Here is a 16,050-nt window from a genome sequence, read left to right as displayed (position 1 = left end):
CCATACCGAAGCCAGCGACTAGTTCCACTGTCCTTTCAGACGGAGGGGCCGGAAATAAACATAACCAGCCCAATCGGGTGGACAGGCTATGAATCTTCGGTGCCCTGAGGTGGAACTGCTAACAACGTAATGGGGGGAAGCGGGGGCAAAGTTAATAATTCGAGTCTGGCATAAGTTGATAAGGATTGCCTAACCTAATACTGTTTCAAGTTATGTTCCGATCGGGAATCGGCAACGGAAGCGAGGCGGCGACGATGAACAGAAAACGTGGATCGACCAGAGAACCCCTCTCCGGAGGGGGAGTCGGGGACGCGGGCCCGGACGGGACGGGCGACGGCGACGCGGTGGCGTCGCAGACGGACGACGGGCGGTTGGTACACGTCGCACCGGTCGCAGCGGGTGGCCGACCATCCACCCGCGATATGCTCGTCGCCGCCGCGATCGGCGTCGCGGGGTCTCTCGTCGTCGTGCCCCTGACCTACCTGCAGGTGTTCGCCGGCATCGCCCACGTTTATCTCGTCGCGGCGACGCTCGGGTTGTGGTTCCTGCAGTGCGTCGTTCCCCTCATCGTCGTCCGCAAGCCTGGCGCGAGCCTCATTGCGTGCCTTGCCATGGGCGTCGTGTCCGCGGCGACCACCCCGTTCGGCGTCGCCGCGATCGGGGCGCTGATCATGGAAGGATTGCTCATCGAGCTTCCATTCATGGTCACCCTGTACCGGCGGTGGACGCGTACCCAGTTCGTGGCGTCGGCGATGTTGTTCTCCGCGCTGATGGGAACGATGGCCCCGCGCGCAGTTGGCGTCGACTCGCCGACCACGCCCATGACCCTGATCAGCTTCGCCGTAGCCTTGGCATCGAGCCTGGTGTTTTTGGTCCTGGGCTTTGCCGTCGCAAAGGGGCTTCGCAGCCGCGGGGTCACCCAGTGACCGGCGGAGCACCTGCGTGCGCCGGTGCGACACGTGGGACGGCCCCGGCCCGGTTACGGGTCAGTGGCGCTGGCGTGCGGCACGCCGATGGGCGATGGGCACCCGACATGGTGGATCTCTCCTTCGACTTCGGCACGATCAATGTCATCACGGGACCCGTGGGATGCGGAAAGACGAGCCTGGCCCACCTCATCGCTGGACTGATCCCCTCGCACATCCCCATCGACCATGCCGGATCCGTGCACATCGTTGATGTCGACGGCACCGAATGCCCCGTGGACGGGGACCGAGTCACCTTCGTCGGGCAAGACCCGGCGACGCAGGTGCTCACGCTCCGAGTCGTCGATGACGTGGCCATGGCCCTCGAGTTTTCCCTCGTGGAAGCCGACATCGTCGCCAAGCGATCAGCCGCGGCCCTATCAGAGCTCGGGCTGTCAGAGCTCGCGGAGAAGGATCCGTGGGCTTTGTCGGGCGGGCAACGCCAGCGGATGGCCATCGCCGGTGCGGTGGCCAGGGCGCCGGAGGTCATGATCTTCGACGAGCCCGCGGCCCACGTCGACGAGGACGGTCGCCGGTCGCTGTTCGCCGCCATCCGTGATTTGCGGGCCCCGGGGCGCGTCATCCTGCTCATCGAGCACGACCTCCGCCCGTTCGACGGGTGGGTCGACACGGTGACGATCCTCGATGCGGACGGGAGCGTCGCCGCCCACGGAGCGCCGGATGGCATCGCGGTGAAGGACATTGCGACGACGGCCGCGACCGCCGGAACGCCGGACGCCAGTACGCCGGGCACGGGGGCGCCGGACCGTCCCGGTCCGGACCGGCGGCGAAGGTCCCGGGGAGCCGGGAATGGCGCCGATCCGGAATCGGAGGCGGATGCCGTTCCGCTGCTGGCCTTGACCGGAGCCAACGTGGCCCGGGGCGGGGAGCGGATCCTGAACGGGGCTGATCTGACACTGGAACGGGGCGAGATCCATGCTCTAGTCGGCGCCAACGGAGCCGGTAAGTCCACTTTGCTGGCGGTGCTGTCGGGCCAGATGAAGGCGGGAGCGGACATACGGATCGACGGCGCGTCCGCCCGGCGCGTCCCCGACGCCTTCGCGTCGTTGGCGTTCCAGAACCCCGAGCACCAGTTCACCCGCGCGACCGTCGCCGCGGAAATCGACTCCGCGCTGGCCGGCACGGACCCGCACGGACCACTCGGCGCCGATGAGCTGCGGAAACTGCGGGAAGCCTTGTGCCCCCGGGCACTTGACCCCGTCTCGCCGTTCGTCCTGTCGGGCGGACAGAAAAGACGGTTGGGCATCTTCCTGGCGGTGGCGGCCAATCGCCGTTTGCTGCTTCTCGACGAGCCGTTGGCGCATCTGGATTCGCCGAGCTCGCGCATCGTACTGGATGCCCTAGCGGAATACGCAGGGGCCGGCGGAACCGTTGTGTTCACGTGCCACGACCGCCGTGCTGCGCGAACGTGGGCGGATCGGGCGAGCATCGTCGCCGAAGGGAAGGTCGCCTGGTCCGGTCCCGCAGCCGACGTGCCGGCTTCCCCGGAGTCGTCCCGGCGGGATCGCGCACTGCCCGCGGCCGGCGCACGGACGTCCTTGGACGAAAGCCCCTGGACCAGTGGATCCGCCGCTCGAAGGCGCGCGGGGTTGAACGCCATCACGATTGTCGCGGCGGTGATGCTCGTCCTCGTCGCCGGGCTGCTCTCCGGCGGAGACGCCGTTCTCGCTCTGACGGGGGTCGCGTTCCTCGCACTCGCTGCGATCGCGGAACGTGACGTTCGGGCGACGGCGGGGAAGGTCCTCCTCGTCCTGTTGATCGGGGTGTTCTTCGGCCTGCTCGGGTGGCGCTCCGAGTTCTACGGCAGTGGGGATCCGGCGGAGGCTGTCCGCCACGGCATCCATCACGGACTGCTACTGACGGCCGTGTTTGCGGGGACGGTCCTGGTCTCCGCGTGTATGCGCGTCGAGGAGCTTTTCGACGCCATGGTGCAACGCCTCCGGGTGCCCTACACATGGTGCACCATAGCGATTTCCGGGGTGAGCATCGCGGCGTTCCTGCGCAGCGAAATCCCCCAGCTGACATGGGCGATTAGATTGCGCTCGATGCGACCGGGGCAGTCTTTCCGCTCCGGCTTCATTCGCGCGACGACGCCCGCGCGCATCGCCTTTCCCCTGTTCGTCAGCGCCGTGCGCTGCGCCGAAAAGCTGTCCCTGACCCTGGCGATGCGCAACTTCGGCCGCCATCCGCGGCGTACCTTCCGCACCGATCACCCCTGGCGAGTGCGTGACGGTTTCGCGGCCGCAGCGTCCGCCGCGGCCTTCGTTGCCGCCCTGGTGTCCGCAGTGACTTGACGGGCACCCGGAACCGGCGGGCCCCGAGCCCGCGAGCGTTTCCGAGCCTGTACGGAGACGCGCCCCACCCAGTTGCTTCAACCCTTCAGACACATCCTCCGGGTCGCGCCATGCGGGCCCGGTCCGCCCGGCACCGGCATGGCGCCGACAACCGAAAGAGGTACCAGTGAACACGATCCGGACCATCAGCGACGTGCCTCGGGACAAGGCCGATGAGACGAAGAAGGGGATCACCTTCGTCGAGAGTCGGCGGGACGTCCTCGTCCCGTACGGCCGGGTCCATGCGGAGGCGGTGGCGGCTGCGACTCGGTTGGCCGAAGCCGGCATCGGCCCCGGCGATCGCGTGATCTTCCAAGTTTCGGAGAACCGCGGGCTCATCCGGGCGTTCTGGGGCTGCGTCTACGCCGGCGCGGGCGATGCGGGGCCGGCGGCCGAGACGACCGTAGTCCGGGCGACCGGCCCAGGTTCCTACAAAATGACCGCGGCGATTGCTGCCGCCACCGTTGCGTCGGTCGCGGGGAAGCCGGTCGCGCCGGGGTGCCGGGATCTCGTCAGCCACCCCCGGCTCCTCGAACCGGTCCTCGCCTTCGCCCGCGATGCAGGCATCCATATCGAAACGCCGCATGACAACCCGACCACGGGGCCACTGCCGGCAGCGGCCCACTGCGACACCAAAGAAAAGGAGAAACGATGACGGATCAAGCTGAACGGGGTGCGGCGATCGTCGTCCGCGACCTCACGAAGAGCTACCCGATTGCGGGCACAGCCGGCACCGCGCCCGAAGGCGGGGCAGGTGCTCCGCCGGACGGCGGGCGCAAGGGAAAGCGCGGTGCCCGGATGCGCAAGCATGTGCTCGACGGCGTGAGCTTCACCGTGCCCGCCGGGTCGATCGTGTCGTTCCTCGGCCACAACGGCGCAGGCAAGACCACCCTCATCCGAATCCTGTCGACGCTCATCACCGCAGACTCCGGCGAGGTGAGCATCTTCTCGCGCGATGTGAAAGAGGACCCGGCGGGCGTGCGCGCCGACATTGCCACCACCGGCCAATTCGCGGCGATCGACGAGAACCTCACCGGCCGGGAGAACCTGGAGTTCTTCGGGCGTCTGCGCGGACTCGACCGCGCCGACGCGGCCGCCCGCGCGACGGAACTGCTCGCGCAATTCTCGCTCGCAGACAGTGCCTCGACGCTGGCGTCGGCCTATTCAGGTGGCATGCGGCGCCGCCTCGACATCGCCGCGTCGCTGTGCGTCGTGCCCAGGCTGCTGTTCCTCGACGAACCCACGACGGGGCTGGACCCGGTCAGCCGCGAAGAGCTGTGGGGCTTCATCCGGCAACTGCGGGACGACGGAATGACCCTGGTGCTGACCACCCAGTACCTGGAAGAGGCGGAGGCACTGGCCGACCACGTCCATCTGCTCAAGGACCGCCGCATCGTCGCCAGCGGAACGCCGGAGGAATTGCGCCGCGACTTCGGGTCGCACGTGCTCCGCGTGTCCTTTGCCACCACCGCCGAGGCGGAGGCGTTCGCCCGCTGCCTCGGAGGAACGTGCCTGGACGGCGCCCGCGTCGCGGGGAAGTCGGTGTCCCTCGACGTCGACCCCGGACCGCAGGTCCTCGAGGCGGTGGCGCAGGCGATGGAGGCCTCGGAAGCGTTGCCGGATTCGCTGAGCGTGTCGCCGCCCACCCTCAACGAGGTATTCATATCGATGAACGCAGGGGGTGCGGCGCGATGAGTGCGACGTCGGTCGCGGCGTTCCTCCGTCGGGATCTGCTGCTGTTGCGACGCAACACCGCGTCGCTGATCTCCATGTTCGTCGTTCCTCCCCTCTTCCTGCTGTGCCTGTACGCGGTGTTTGGGTACTCGGCAGGGCAATCCGGCTTCGGGTACCTGCGTTTCGTGCTCGGCGGCTGCCTGTTCCAGGCGGCGATGTTCACCGCCGCGGCGTCGGCGATGGCGGTGGGACAGGACGTCGAATCCGGGCTCGTTGACCGCGTGCGCGTGTTGCCCGGGGCCACAGGCGGCTATGTCGCCGGCAGGCTCGCCACCGATGTGCTGCGGATGTCCGCGTCGATCGCGGCGCTGCTGGTCGTCGCGTGGTCCTGCAGCCTCGACATGGCTCTCGGTGACGTCGCGTGGACAGTCCTGTGGTCACTGCTCGCCGCCGCGGTCCTGTCCCTGGTCACGGACGGGGTGATCCTGATGGTGCCCGCCCCGGTGTCGACAGCCTCATCGATCCAGGCGCTGGAAATGCTGCTGCTCATGTTCTCCACCGCGTTCATTCCGGCGACCGCTTTGGACGGCTCCCTGCGCGACATCGTGCGCCACATGCCTTTTTCGCCGGTGATCGAGGTGATCAGGGCGGCGTCCCCGGGCACCTTCCCGGATCACGCCGGGGAAGAGGCCGCCCTGTGGCTCGGTGTCGCGGCGGTCGTCGGAATCGTCCTGTTCATCCGCCGGTTCACCTTGAGGAGCGAATCATGATCGACGCCATTTTCGTGCATCTGCGGCGCATCGTCCATACTTGGCTGCGGCGCCCTGACTTCTGGTTCATGACGTTCATTGCTCCGCTCGTGTACCTGTTCATCGTCAACCGCATGTTCGGTGGCCTGGTCAGGCAGCTCACCGGAGAGTTCGAATTCCCGAACGCGGTCATCCTGGTCGTGACGACGTGGGCGTTCATCTTGGCCATCACGGGATCGTCCACTGTGTTCGTTGAACGCAGCAATGGCCTCCACGAGCGGTTGATCACCATGCCGGCACCGTACGCGGCCGTGCCGACCGCACGGATCATCGCCGAGTTCATCCGGATCATGGCGATGACGGTCGTCGTCGCGGCGGTGGCCGCCTTGCTTTCCGACAGCCCCCCTGAGGTGTCCTGGTGGTGGAGGATCACGGTGACCGGCGCGATGGTTGCCGCGGCGGCCGCATGCACCGGCACGTACATCGCGTTCTCCATCACCAGCCCCCAGGGATCCGTGGCCCTCATCCCGTTAATCATCGTTGCGATGTTCGTCAACACGGTGCTCATGCCCGCCGACCACTTCCGTCCCCTCCTGCGCGGAATCGCCGGGCACCCCCCCGTATCCGCGGCCGGCGAGGCCGTCAACGGCACCGGGGCCGCGGGTCTGGTGGTCTGCGCGGCCTGGTTCTTTGGTATCGCCGTGCTCGCGGCGTGGGGCATCGCCGTGAAAACGAGGCCGGGGGAGTCTGCATGACGGGTACGTCCACGGGGGCATCGCCGCCGACGACGGCCCGCGAATCCGAGCATCTAACCCGAAACCGCCGCGTGGACGCGGCCCACATACCCGGAGACAGAACCAGATGAAGTCGATCGCCCAGATCGTCCAGAACAACCGCAGGCTCCTCGCGGCCTACGAGGACAAGGTCCAGCCGAGGTTCCTAAGCCGCTATGCGCGCGAACCGATGGACGTCGCTGCCGTGTACCGGAAGCTCCGTGCGCTGGATCCCGGGCCGGATGCGCCGGCCCGGGTCCTCGACCTCGGTTGTGGAACCGGGTGGCTCGCCCGCACGCTCGCCGCTGAGTCTCGCTATCGCAGGGCGAACATCGTCGGCTACGACCTGTCGCCCAATGCGATCCGCATCGCCCGCGAACGCGCCGCCGCCGACGGGCTCGGGGCCCGGACGGAATTCCACGTTGCCGACATCCTCACGCCGCTCGCGGGAGAGCCCGGCGGGGCCTGTGAAATCTGGGTGTGTGGCGCGCTCCACCAAATGAAGGATGCGGGAGCCGCGCTCGGCAGGGTCTCCGGGCTGCTCGCCGACGGCGGCATCGCTTACGTGCAGACGTTCGTCGAGGATCCCGACGTGAACGAGCGGGTCGACATGGCCGTCATGGCGAAGATGGGCCACCGGGTGTTCCGGGGCAGCGAGCTCGAGGACCTCGCCGAAGCCAACGGGCTGAAGCTGGACGGAGCCTCACGCGCCGGCATGGTGTATTTCTGCACTCTCGCGAAGAAAAGCGCGATCGGGGAGGCGGGGAAGTGAGCGCCGTGGACGGGACCGTCGGCCCGTGGTCGCTGCTCGCCCCGATCCGGACCCGGATGCGTGCGGTGGTCGCGTTGTCCGTCCTGTCGTCGGTGGCTACCGTCGCTTCGCTGGTCGGCATCATCGACATCGCGATGACGTACCCGGAGGCCCCGGTGCATCGGACGTGGTTGGCCGTGGTTGTCATCGTCGTCGCCGCGACGGTGCGAATGGCTGCGGACGGCGCCGCCGGCATGCTCTCGCACCGGGCGGATAACGACCTGCAGCTCTACCTCCGGCGCCGGTTGGTTGCCCATATCCGGAAGCTGCCGCTGGGTTGGCTGGACGCCCGGCGCTCGTCGGGGATCATCGGGTCGGTTGAGAAGGACGTCGCGGCCGTCCACCAGCTCATGGGCCACACCGTTGGCGAGACCGTGGTGGCGGTGCTGGTTCCCCTGCTTTCCCTCATCGCGCTCGTCGCGGTCGATTGGCGGATCGCGGCGGTGGCGGTCGTCCCGGTGCTGGTCACCTTCGCCCTGATGGGCGTGATGATTTCGCGCGGAGCCGGTCTTCAGCGCGACTACGAACGAGCCTCTGAAAAAGTGACGGCTGCGGTCATCGAGTTGGTGCGCGGCATCCCGGTGATGAAGTCCTTCGGACGCGCCAGCCAGGGCGCGGGCCGCTACGATGCCGCGGCGTCGTCGTTCGTCCGCGCGTGGTCCGCCTGGTCCCGGCAGTCGAACATCTATCTCGGGCTCATCGACGTGGTGACGTCCCCGATCACGGTCCTCGCAGTGGTGTGCGGCGCCGGCCTCGCTTTGAGGGACACCGCGGGCGGCAAACCGGAGGGGCTCGTCGCCGGGCTGGTTCTCGGCCTTGGACTCTCCGCGGCGATCGTGCGGGTGGCCATGAACTCCGAACCCATCATCGCGGGGATCGCCGCCCTGAAGTCCATCGCGGAGGTGCTGAGCACGCCGCCGATCGCCGAGCCCGCCGATCCGGTGCCCGCGCGCGGAGGCGCGCTCGAGGTCCGGAACCTGGTCTTCTCCTACGGGGATGGGCCGCGGGTCCTCGACGGGATTTCCGCGACGTTCGAACCGGGGACCCTCACGGCGCTGGTGGGGTCCTCCGGTTCCGGAAAGTCCACCGTCGCCCGGCTGTTGGCGCGTTTCCACGACCCTGTCGAAGGCTCGGTGCTGCTGGGCGGCGACGATCTTCGCGACATCGCCGTGCGCGACGTGCACCGTTCGGTGTCGGTGGTGTTCCAGGATCCGCAGTTGCTCACGCTGCCCTTGCGGGAGAACATCCGGCTGGCCAGGAGAGACGCCACCGACGGCGAAATCATGGCGGCCGCGAAGCTCGCGAACCTCGATACGGTCATCGCGGCGCTGCCGAAGGGCCTGGATTCGGTGGTCAACGTCGACGTGACCTTTTCCGGTGGTGAGGCGCAGCGCGTGGCCATCGCGAGGTCGATTGTCACGGACGCGCCGGTGCTCATCTTCGACGAGGCAACCGCTTACGCGGATCCGGCTTCCGAGGCCCTCATTCAGTCCGCAATCGAGCGTTTGGCTCGTTCGCGGACGGTGATCGTGATTGCGCACAGATTGAGCACGATCCGCAACGCCGACCGCATCCTCGTTCTCGATGGGGGAGCGGTCGCGGAGGCGGGCACCCACGACGAGTTGCTTGCGCGCGGTGGCCGCTACCGGGATCTGTGGCGCGCGTTCGCGCTCGACGACGAACCATCCGCTCCGCGGGGCACTGAATCAGACGATGAAAAGGCAGGGAACCGATGATTCGGGACTTGTGGTCGATGACGGATCGGCTCTCGAGAATGACACTGGTGTGGCTCATTGCGTTGGCCACGCTTGCCGCGCTGGCCCAGGGAGCGGCGTTCGTCGCGCTGCTGCCGCTGCTGTCGGCTCTGGCCGAGGGAGATGATGCGACGGCATGGCGTTTCACCGGCGTCATCGCCGGCCTCGCGGCCGCCCATGCGGTGCTGTCCCTCGCCGCGGGGACGGTCGGCAGAGCGAATTCCGCAGCGGTGCTGTCGTCCCTGCTGCGTTCCCTGGGCGAACGCGTGCTGACATTGCCACTCGGGTACGTCACCAAGTCCACGGCCGGCCGCTTTTCGGAGATGGCGTCGTCGGGTATCGCGTTCGCGGCGTCCGTGCCGCACGTGATCCTGCGGCCCGTCATCGCCGCGGTGGTTACGCCGACCGTCATCGCCTTCGGAATTCTGGCGGTGGATTGGCGCGTCGGTTTGGTTCTTGTCGCGTCGGCACCGGTGCTCTTCTTCGCCTACCGGGCCATTGGCCGGGTCGGCGGGGAGTCGGACGAAGCGCATGCTGACGCCGTCGCTGCCGTCTCCGGCAGGCTGATCGAGTTCACCCGCGGCCAGCAGGCGATTCGCGCCGCGGGCGACGGTTCGGCGGCGGACGCGATGGTGGATGAGGCGATCCGGGCCCAACACGATGCGTTCGCGAAGGCGACGTCGACGCAGGGGGCGGCCATCGGACGGTTGGGTTCGGTCGTCCATGCGGTGTTCACAGCGGCGGTGATCGTCGCCGTGGCAGTCGCCGCGACGGGTGGGATGGCGCCGACGCATTTGGCGCCGATGCTCATCGTGCTCGTCCAGTTCACCGGACCGATCACCACGGCGGGAGCGTTGTCCGGCGGGTTCGGTGCGGGCCGCAACACGTTGGCTGCGTTGCGTGACCTGCGGGCAATCCCCGCCCTTCCCGAACCTGCCGCACCGGAGCTGCCCGACGGGCATGACGTGGAGTTCCGCGACGTGAGCTTCGGGTACGGGGATAAGAAGGTTCTCGACGGCGTCAGCTTCCGTGCACCTCAGGGAGCACTGGTTGCCGTAGTGGGACCGTCGGGGGCGGGCAAGACGACGGTCATGCGGCTGCTGTCGCGTTTTCATGATCCGGACTCGGGGGAGATCCTCATCGGCGGGGTGCCCTTGCCTCGGATCGGCACCGACGGCGTGAACTCGCTGGTGACCCCGGTGTTCCAGGAGACGTTCCTTTTCGACGCGTCCGTGCGGGACAACGTGGTCTTCGCCGACCCCGGATTCGGTTCCAGGCCCGGTGACGGGGACCGCTTGCGCGAGGCCGCCCGGCGTTCCGGGGTGGACCGCATCGTGGAGCTGCTGCCTTCCGGGTGGGATACCCCGGTGGGGGAGGAAGGGACGCTGCTGTCGGGAGGCGAGCGGCAGCGCGTCGCCATCGCCCGGGCGTTTCTGAAGGATTCCCCGGTGGTACTTTTCGACGAGCCGACGTCCTCGCTGGATGCGGCCACTGAGCGGGCGATTGTCGGCACGATTGAGGCGTTGCGCGGCGATCGCACCGTGATCGTCGTCGCCCATCGCCTGCACACCATCCGCGATGCCGACCTCATCGTCGTGCTTTCGGAGGACGGGACGGTCGCAGAACGGGGCACGCACGATGAATTGCTGGCGAAGGGCGGCCGCTATGCCGAGTCGTGGGCGTGCCGGACGGGGAGTTCCCCGGGCGCCTGATCCTCGTCCGTCGAGGACTATCGCTCCGGTCCGGTACCGGTGCAGTGGTCCCGCCACGCCGTCCCGGTCAGCGGGTCCTCGACGATGCCCTGGGCGACAGGGTCGTAATTGAAGCCGTAGTGCTCGGTGCGGTGGGCGGGGCACACGTCTTGGACGGTGATGTTGGTGACGCCGGGTTCCCGCACGAAGGAGTTTTAGTGGGGGAGCACGGCATTGTCGTGCCGCGTGCCTAGGAAGGTGTACCGCACGCCCGGTCGAGTGATGTCGCCGATGGTCAGCTCATTCAGCAGCATGGAACCGGAGATCTGCTGTTCCCAGGCAAGCGCGTTCGTTTGCCGGCGTTTCGGGAGTATCCGTGGCGCATCTCGGGGTGGACGTCAAAGCGATCGGCTGCGCTGTGCGCCCGGGGCCCGTGGTTCGAGGCATCGGTACCGATGAGCTGTTCGACGACCCGGTCCCGGGAATGAGGATGACGGGCAATTCACCGTCCCGGGGTGGCACCGGAAGTCGTTGGCGCCGGGGGGCACCAGACCGGGCTTGTCCATGGACAGGGCCCGGGCGGCCGCGGGTGAGGTTTGCCGGAGGCCGGGCCACCGGTCGAGAAACCGCCGTCCGACAGCGACGAGGGGATTCTCGTCACCTCGTCGGGGGTGTTCCTATATAGGTTGTCAACTCCGCGGGTGGGCAGTCGAACAGTGCTTTTTGTAGTTGTCTCTCTTGAAAGGTTATTGGCGTCTTTTTCGAAGATTGCTGCGGGTGTTTCAATAGTTGGTGCTCTTTCGGCCGAGCTTCATTCAGCGACAAAGGCGATAGTTCTCCCGTTGTGCTACGTGCTTGGCATTCCCGCTATTGTGTTGTCGGTTTCCCAGACAGAGGTGCTGGCATTAGAGCAGTTTGGCCAGGGCATTCAAGACTGGGATTTTCTTATCATCTTTGGTCTTCCCTTGCTATTCGTTGGATTGCTATCTGTTTTTTCTTTTTTCGCGGGGGGTGGACCAGATTAAAGTCACCACTGAGCGGCTCGCGCGAATTGGTGTTGCAACTCCGATGATCAATGTCGCACGGTTCATCGGCTTGCCTTTTTGCTACTTGACTTTGTCAATGGCCTTGTCGGTAGTTTTCGCTGTGCTGAGTTCTACATTGCATCTGGCTATCCTTGGTTCCTCATTGGGGCATGTGATGGCGGGGATTTCTCTGAAGGTTTCGTTTTCCCTTGCTGGCGTTCTTTTTGCAGCATTTCTTGTTTGTACCGGCGTTTATCTCACTTGGGGAGCAGTTGGGAAGAGGTTCGCTAAAGTCGACTCTTTGAGCTGACTGAAATAGGAAGAAAGACACTCTGATCAGGTGTTGCTATGAGGAGTATCCTTCTTATTGTACAGAGTTAATAGTTGTCAGTTAGCGAAAAATTAGTCAGTATTGTTCTCTACTTTCTCAATCTCCCTCCGATTCGACACTCTCTTGAGCCTCTGACAATTGCGGCCACGAGTTCGTGACCATCGAGGTCGATTTCCTTTTGGCGCCGCACGAAGTCGGCAAGGACATCAAGATTTGGGATATCGCTACGGTAGAAACCGTAGAGGAGACCCGCGAGCTGGCCGATGACCTCGGCGCCCGCGTGCTCTACATGCTTAACCGCCTGGGTATCGAGCCCATCTCGGAGGATGCGGCCGTCACGGCTTAGCTCTCAGCCGCGTGGGAACTCAGCGCAGCAGTACTTAACCACTAATCTTGGTTTCTGAATACTGTCGAAATCTGTGTGGAGAACCGAAGATATCGTGACTGCCAACAATTCTGCTGCGCGCGAAACGCTAGAACCCGTACAGCGCATCCTGCTGCCCAAGCGTGGCGAGCCGGTCGACGTCCGCATGCTCTACCTCATCGAGTCCGAGCAAAACCGCGAGCGCCTCAGCTGGAGTGGCCGCACTTCCGTGACCATCCCGGCCGGCGAAGAGGCCTCCTTCGAGACCTACTTCAATGCGTTCCCGGCCGCCTACTGGCGCCGTTGGTCCCAGCTGAAGTCCATCGTGCTGGTCATGGACGTGGAGGGAGAGGCCAACATCTCCCTGTACCGCTCCAAGCAGGACGGCCAGCGCATCGCCGTGGCCAACCACGTGGTGACCACCGGGCACCACGAGTTTGAGCTGCCCCTGAAGAACTTCGAGGACGGCGGCCTGCTGTGGTTCGATGCCTCCGCCGTTGAGGACACCGTGCTTAGCGACGCCGCTTGGTGCGCCCCGCATGCCCCGAACCCGCAGCTCCTGCCGGACGGCAGCGAGTATCCGGCGCAGGAGAAGCGCGTCGCCGTGGGTATCCCGACCTTTAACCGCCCGACGGATGCTGTCGCGGCGCTGCAGGCGTTGGCGGAGGACCCGGTGGTGGACGGCATCATCGACTACGTCCTTATGCCGGACCAAGGGAACCAGCACCCCGCGGACGAACCAGGCTACGACGAAGCCGTTGCGCACTTTGGTGAGCGCTTCCGCGAGTTCCGCCAGGGCAACCTGGGCGGCTCGGGTGGGTACTCCCGCATCATGTTCGAGGCGCTGGAAAACACAGACTCGCCGTACATCCTCTACATGGATGATGACATTGCCATCGAGCCGGATTCCATCCTTCGCGCTGTCCAAGCAGCGCGCTACGCAGCCAAGCCCTTCATCGTGGGCGGGCAGATGCTCAACCTGCAGGAGCGCTCCCAGCTGCGCACTACCGGTGAGCGCGTGAACCGCGCCGACTTCATGTGGGGCGCGGCCGAGCACGCCGTCTACGACCACGACTTTGCCAAGTACCCGCTGCGCGCCATCGGTGATGCCCAGTCCCACCTCGACCCGAAGAAATATGACTCCCGCGCGCTGCACCGCCGCGTCGACGTGGAATACAACGGCTGGTGGATGTGCCTCTTCCCGCGCGTCGTCGCGGAGAGCATTGGGCAGCCGCTGCCGCTGTTTATCAAGTGGGATGACACCGAGTACTCCCTGCGCGCCGCCGCCCACGGTTTCCCCACGGTGACCTGGCCGGGTGCGGCCATTTGGCACATGGCCTGGGCGGATAAGGACGATGCCATCGACTGGCAGGCCTATTTCCACCTGCGCAACCGCCTCATCGTGGCGGCCCTCTACCACGAGGGCGATGCACGCGGGATTACCAAATCCATCTTCAAGTCCACCCTCAAGCACACCATGTGCATGGAGTACTCCACCATGGCCATCCAGCTGGAGGCCATGAAGGACTTCCTGGCCGGCCCGGATCAGCTCTTCGACATCCTGGAGTCCTCGCTGCCGCGCATCGCCGCAATCCGCAAGGAATTCCCGGACGCCGTCATCATCGATTCGGCGGATCAGCTGCCCGCGCCCACCGGCGCGCCGGGCGTGCCCACCCGCAATATCGGCGGCCGCCTGGGCAAGATCAAGAAGATTCCGTGGCTCATCAAGTCCGCCAAGCACCTGGTCACTAAGGAAGACCCGGCGCACCACGAAGCACCGCAGCTCAATCTCACCCCGGAGGAGGCCCGCTGGTTCACGCTTTCCCGCGTGGATTCCGCCACCGTCTCCACCGCGGGCGGCACCGGCGTGGCCTTCCGCAAGCGCGACCGCGAACTGGCCCTCGAGCTGGTGAAGTCCACCCGCGAGCTGCTTAAGGAAATCGAGGAGAACTTCGATGACTTGCGCGCGGAGTACCGCGCGGCCCTGCCGGAGCTGACCTCCCGTGAGTCCTGGCGAAAGGTCTTCGATGCCCAATAAGCTTTCTGTCGCCGAATCCCGTGTCCTCGAGAAGATCCAGGATGCGGCCTTCGATGCGCCCGGCGTTCTGCCCACCGCGCGGGGTTTAAGTCACTTCGGCGAGCACGCCCTGGGTTGGCTGGCTCTATCTGGTCTGGGCGCCGCCGTGAATTACCAGAAGCCGGCGCGCCGCCGCCAGTGGGTAGCCGTCGGCGTGGGCGCTTTTACGGCGCATGCGGCCAGCGTTGTGATCAAGCGCATTGTGCGGCGCAAGCGCCCGGACTATGACTACGTCAAAGTCGGCGTGAAAACCCCTTCTAAGCTGTCCTTTCCTTCTTCCCACGCGACGTCGACAAGCGCGTTCCTCGTGGGCGCCGCGCACGTTCTGGGAACCCCGGCACCGCTCGTTGGTGTGCCGGTCATGATGGCCTCGCGTATGGTGCTCGGGGTACATTACCCATCCGATACGGCGATCGGCGCCCTGCTGGGAGCCGCCACCGCGGAAGCATGCCATCGCTATGAAAGGAAGACCGCATGAGCGAACGTCCTAACCGCGTCGACGACGGTGAGCAGAGAGTCTTCCACTCTGAGCCGCACACCTCCGGTATCGATACCGGCCGCAAGCGCAAGCCGCCGAAAAACCTCGCCGATGGCATGGTGAAGGCCCTGCGCCCCAAGCAGTGGGTCAAGAACGTGCTGGTCTTGGCAGCCCCTGCGGCTGCGGGCGCGGAGTCGCTGTTCCACACGCGCGTGCTTCTCGACGTCCTCCTCGCCTTCATCGTCTTCTGCATGGGCGCGTCCTCCATCTACCTCATCAACGATGCCCGCGACGTGGAGGCGGACCGCGCGCACCCGACGAAGCGCTTCCGCCCGATCGCAGCGGGCGTTCTTCCGGTGAACCTGGCCTATATCATGGCGGCGGTGCTCATCATCGGGTCGATTGGCCTGTCTTTCTTGGCCACGGCCGGCCTAGAGCTCGCCATCGTTATGGCCATCTACATCGGTCTGCAGCTGGGCTATTGCTTCGGGTGGAAGCACATGCCGGTGATCGATATCGCCCTGGTGTCCTCCGGTTTCATGCTGCGCACCATGGCTGGCGGTGTGGCCGCGGGCATCGTGCTCTCCCAGTGGTTCCTGTTGGTGGCCGCGTTTGGATCGCTGTTCATGGCCTCGGGCAAGCGCTACTCGGAGATCCTTCTGGCGGAGCGCACGGGCGCCAAGATCCGTAAATCTCTGGAGGGCTATACGCCTACCTACCTGCGCTTCGTGTGGACCCTGGCCGCTACCGCCGTGGTCATGTCCTACTCGCTGTGGGGTTTCCAGCTCTCCAACGAGTCTGATGGCCCGGCCAGCGTGTGGTACCAGGTGTCCATGGTGCCGTTTACCATCGCGATCCTGCGCTATGCCGCCGACGTGGACCGCGGCAACGGCGGCGCTCCGGATGAGATTGCCCTGGAGGATCGCGTCCTCCAGATCCTAGCTCTGCTGTGGCTGGCCTGCATCGCCATGGCGGTCTACATCATGCCGGCAGTGATGGGCTAG

General features: G+C 65.9%; 14 protein-coding genes and 1 pseudogene. 14 read left to right on the top strand and 1 reads right to left on the bottom strand.

Annotation, left to right across the window (positions count from 1 at the left end; genetic code table 11):
• The first annotated feature begins 422 nt into the window (after window positions 1-422).
• From HMPREF2537_RS04645 to HMPREF2537_RS04605, 9 genes are all read left to right on the top strand, one after another.
• Window positions 423-926 (top strand): ECF transporter S component, encoded by a 504-nt coding sequence (locus HMPREF2537_RS04645; RefSeq protein WP_227485914.1) that lies wholly within the window; start codon window positions 423-425, stop codon window positions 924-926.
• 107 nt (window positions 927-1,033) lie between these two features.
• Window positions 1,034-3,280: an ATP-binding cassette domain-containing protein gene (locus HMPREF2537_RS04640; protein WP_230310884.1), complete on the top strand. Its 2,247-nt coding sequence runs from the start codon at window positions 1,034-1,036 to the stop codon at window positions 3,278-3,280.
• 166 nt (window positions 3,281-3,446) lie between these two features.
• Window positions 3,447-3,974: a hypothetical protein gene (locus HMPREF2537_RS13025; RefSeq protein WP_246820241.1), complete on the top strand. Its 528-nt coding sequence runs from the start codon at window positions 3,447-3,449 to the stop codon at window positions 3,972-3,974.
• Complete coding sequence (locus HMPREF2537_RS04630) at window positions 3,971-5,014, top strand: ABC transporter ATP-binding protein (RefSeq protein ID WP_070525924.1); 1,044 nt, start codon at window positions 3,971-3,973, stop codon at window positions 5,012-5,014. The genes HMPREF2537_RS13025 and HMPREF2537_RS04630 overlap by 4 nt, the downstream gene beginning before the upstream one ends.
• A complete protein-coding gene (locus HMPREF2537_RS04625) occupies window positions 5,011-5,763 on the top strand; it encodes an ABC transporter permease (protein WP_070525922.1) in 753 nt (250 codons plus the stop codon). Before HMPREF2537_RS04630 ends, HMPREF2537_RS04625 begins: the two co-directional genes overlap by 4 nt.
• Window positions 5,760-6,497 carry an ABC transporter permease gene (locus HMPREF2537_RS04620; RefSeq protein ID WP_070525920.1) on the top strand — a complete coding sequence of 246 codons (738 nt, stop codon included), beginning with the start codon at window positions 5,760-5,762 and terminating at the stop codon, window positions 6,495-6,497. Before HMPREF2537_RS04625 ends, HMPREF2537_RS04620 begins: the two co-directional genes overlap by 4 nt.
• Before the next feature lie 106 nt (window positions 6,498-6,603).
• A complete protein-coding gene (locus HMPREF2537_RS04615) occupies window positions 6,604-7,287 on the top strand; it encodes a class I SAM-dependent methyltransferase (protein WP_070525917.1) in 684 nt (227 codons plus the stop codon).
• Window positions 7,284-9,062, top strand: a complete 1,779-nt coding sequence (locus HMPREF2537_RS04610) for an ABC transporter ATP-binding protein (RefSeq protein ID WP_070525915.1) — start codon at window positions 7,284-7,286, stop codon at window positions 9,060-9,062. The genes HMPREF2537_RS04615 and HMPREF2537_RS04610 overlap by 4 nt, the downstream gene beginning before the upstream one ends.
• Window positions 9,063-9,100: 38 nt before the next feature.
• Window positions 9,101-10,792, top strand: a complete 1,692-nt coding sequence (locus HMPREF2537_RS04605) for an ABC transporter ATP-binding protein (RefSeq protein ID WP_246820239.1) — start codon at window positions 9,101-9,103, stop codon at window positions 10,790-10,792.
• Between the two features lie 17 nt (window positions 10,793-10,809).
• Here HMPREF2537_RS04605 and HMPREF2537_RS12780 read toward each other — a convergent pair whose 3' ends face one another.
• Window positions 10,810-10,977 (bottom strand): hypothetical protein, encoded by a 168-nt coding sequence (locus tag HMPREF2537_RS12780; RefSeq protein ID WP_154762579.1) that lies wholly within the window; start codon window positions 10,975-10,977, stop codon window positions 10,810-10,812.
• Between the two features lie 510 nt (window positions 10,978-11,487).
• Here HMPREF2537_RS12780 and HMPREF2537_RS12645 point away from each other — a divergent pair.
• The 5 genes and pseudogenes from HMPREF2537_RS12645 (at window position 11,488) to HMPREF2537_RS04585 (ending at window position 16,050) form a co-directional block, all read left to right on the top strand.
• On the top strand, window positions 11,488-11,796 hold the full coding sequence (locus HMPREF2537_RS12645) for a hypothetical protein (RefSeq protein WP_141761409.1): 309 nt from the start codon (window positions 11,488-11,490) through the stop codon (window positions 11,794-11,796).
• A 521-nt stretch (window positions 11,797-12,317) separates the two neighbouring features.
• Window positions 12,318-12,473, top strand: a pseudogene (locus HMPREF2537_RS04600) (protein tyrosine phosphatase); the annotation flags it as partial.
• A gap of 94 nt (window positions 12,474-12,567) precedes the next feature.
• Entirely contained in the window at window positions 12,568-14,529 is a 1,962-nt protein-coding gene (locus HMPREF2537_RS04595) for a glycosyltransferase (RefSeq protein WP_070525909.1), read from the top strand.
• Window positions 14,519-15,046 carry a phosphatase PAP2 family protein gene (locus tag HMPREF2537_RS04590; RefSeq protein ID WP_070525908.1) on the top strand — a complete coding sequence of 176 codons (528 nt, stop codon included), beginning with the start codon at window positions 14,519-14,521 and terminating at the stop codon, window positions 15,044-15,046. The genes HMPREF2537_RS04595 and HMPREF2537_RS04590 overlap by 11 nt, the downstream gene beginning before the upstream one ends.
• Window positions 15,043-16,050, top strand: a complete 1,008-nt coding sequence (locus HMPREF2537_RS04585) for a decaprenyl-phosphate phosphoribosyltransferase (protein ID WP_070525906.1) — start codon at window positions 15,043-15,045, stop codon at window positions 16,048-16,050. The genes HMPREF2537_RS04590 and HMPREF2537_RS04585 overlap by 4 nt, the downstream gene beginning before the upstream one ends.

The sequence above is a fragment of the Corynebacterium sp. HMSC074E01 genome (genome assembly GCF_001808885.1).
Lineage (GTDB): Bacteria > Actinomycetota > Actinomycetes > Mycobacteriales > Mycobacteriaceae > Corynebacterium.
Note: the sequence above shows the minus strand (reverse complement) of the source record. Positions and strands in the feature narration are given on the sequence as shown.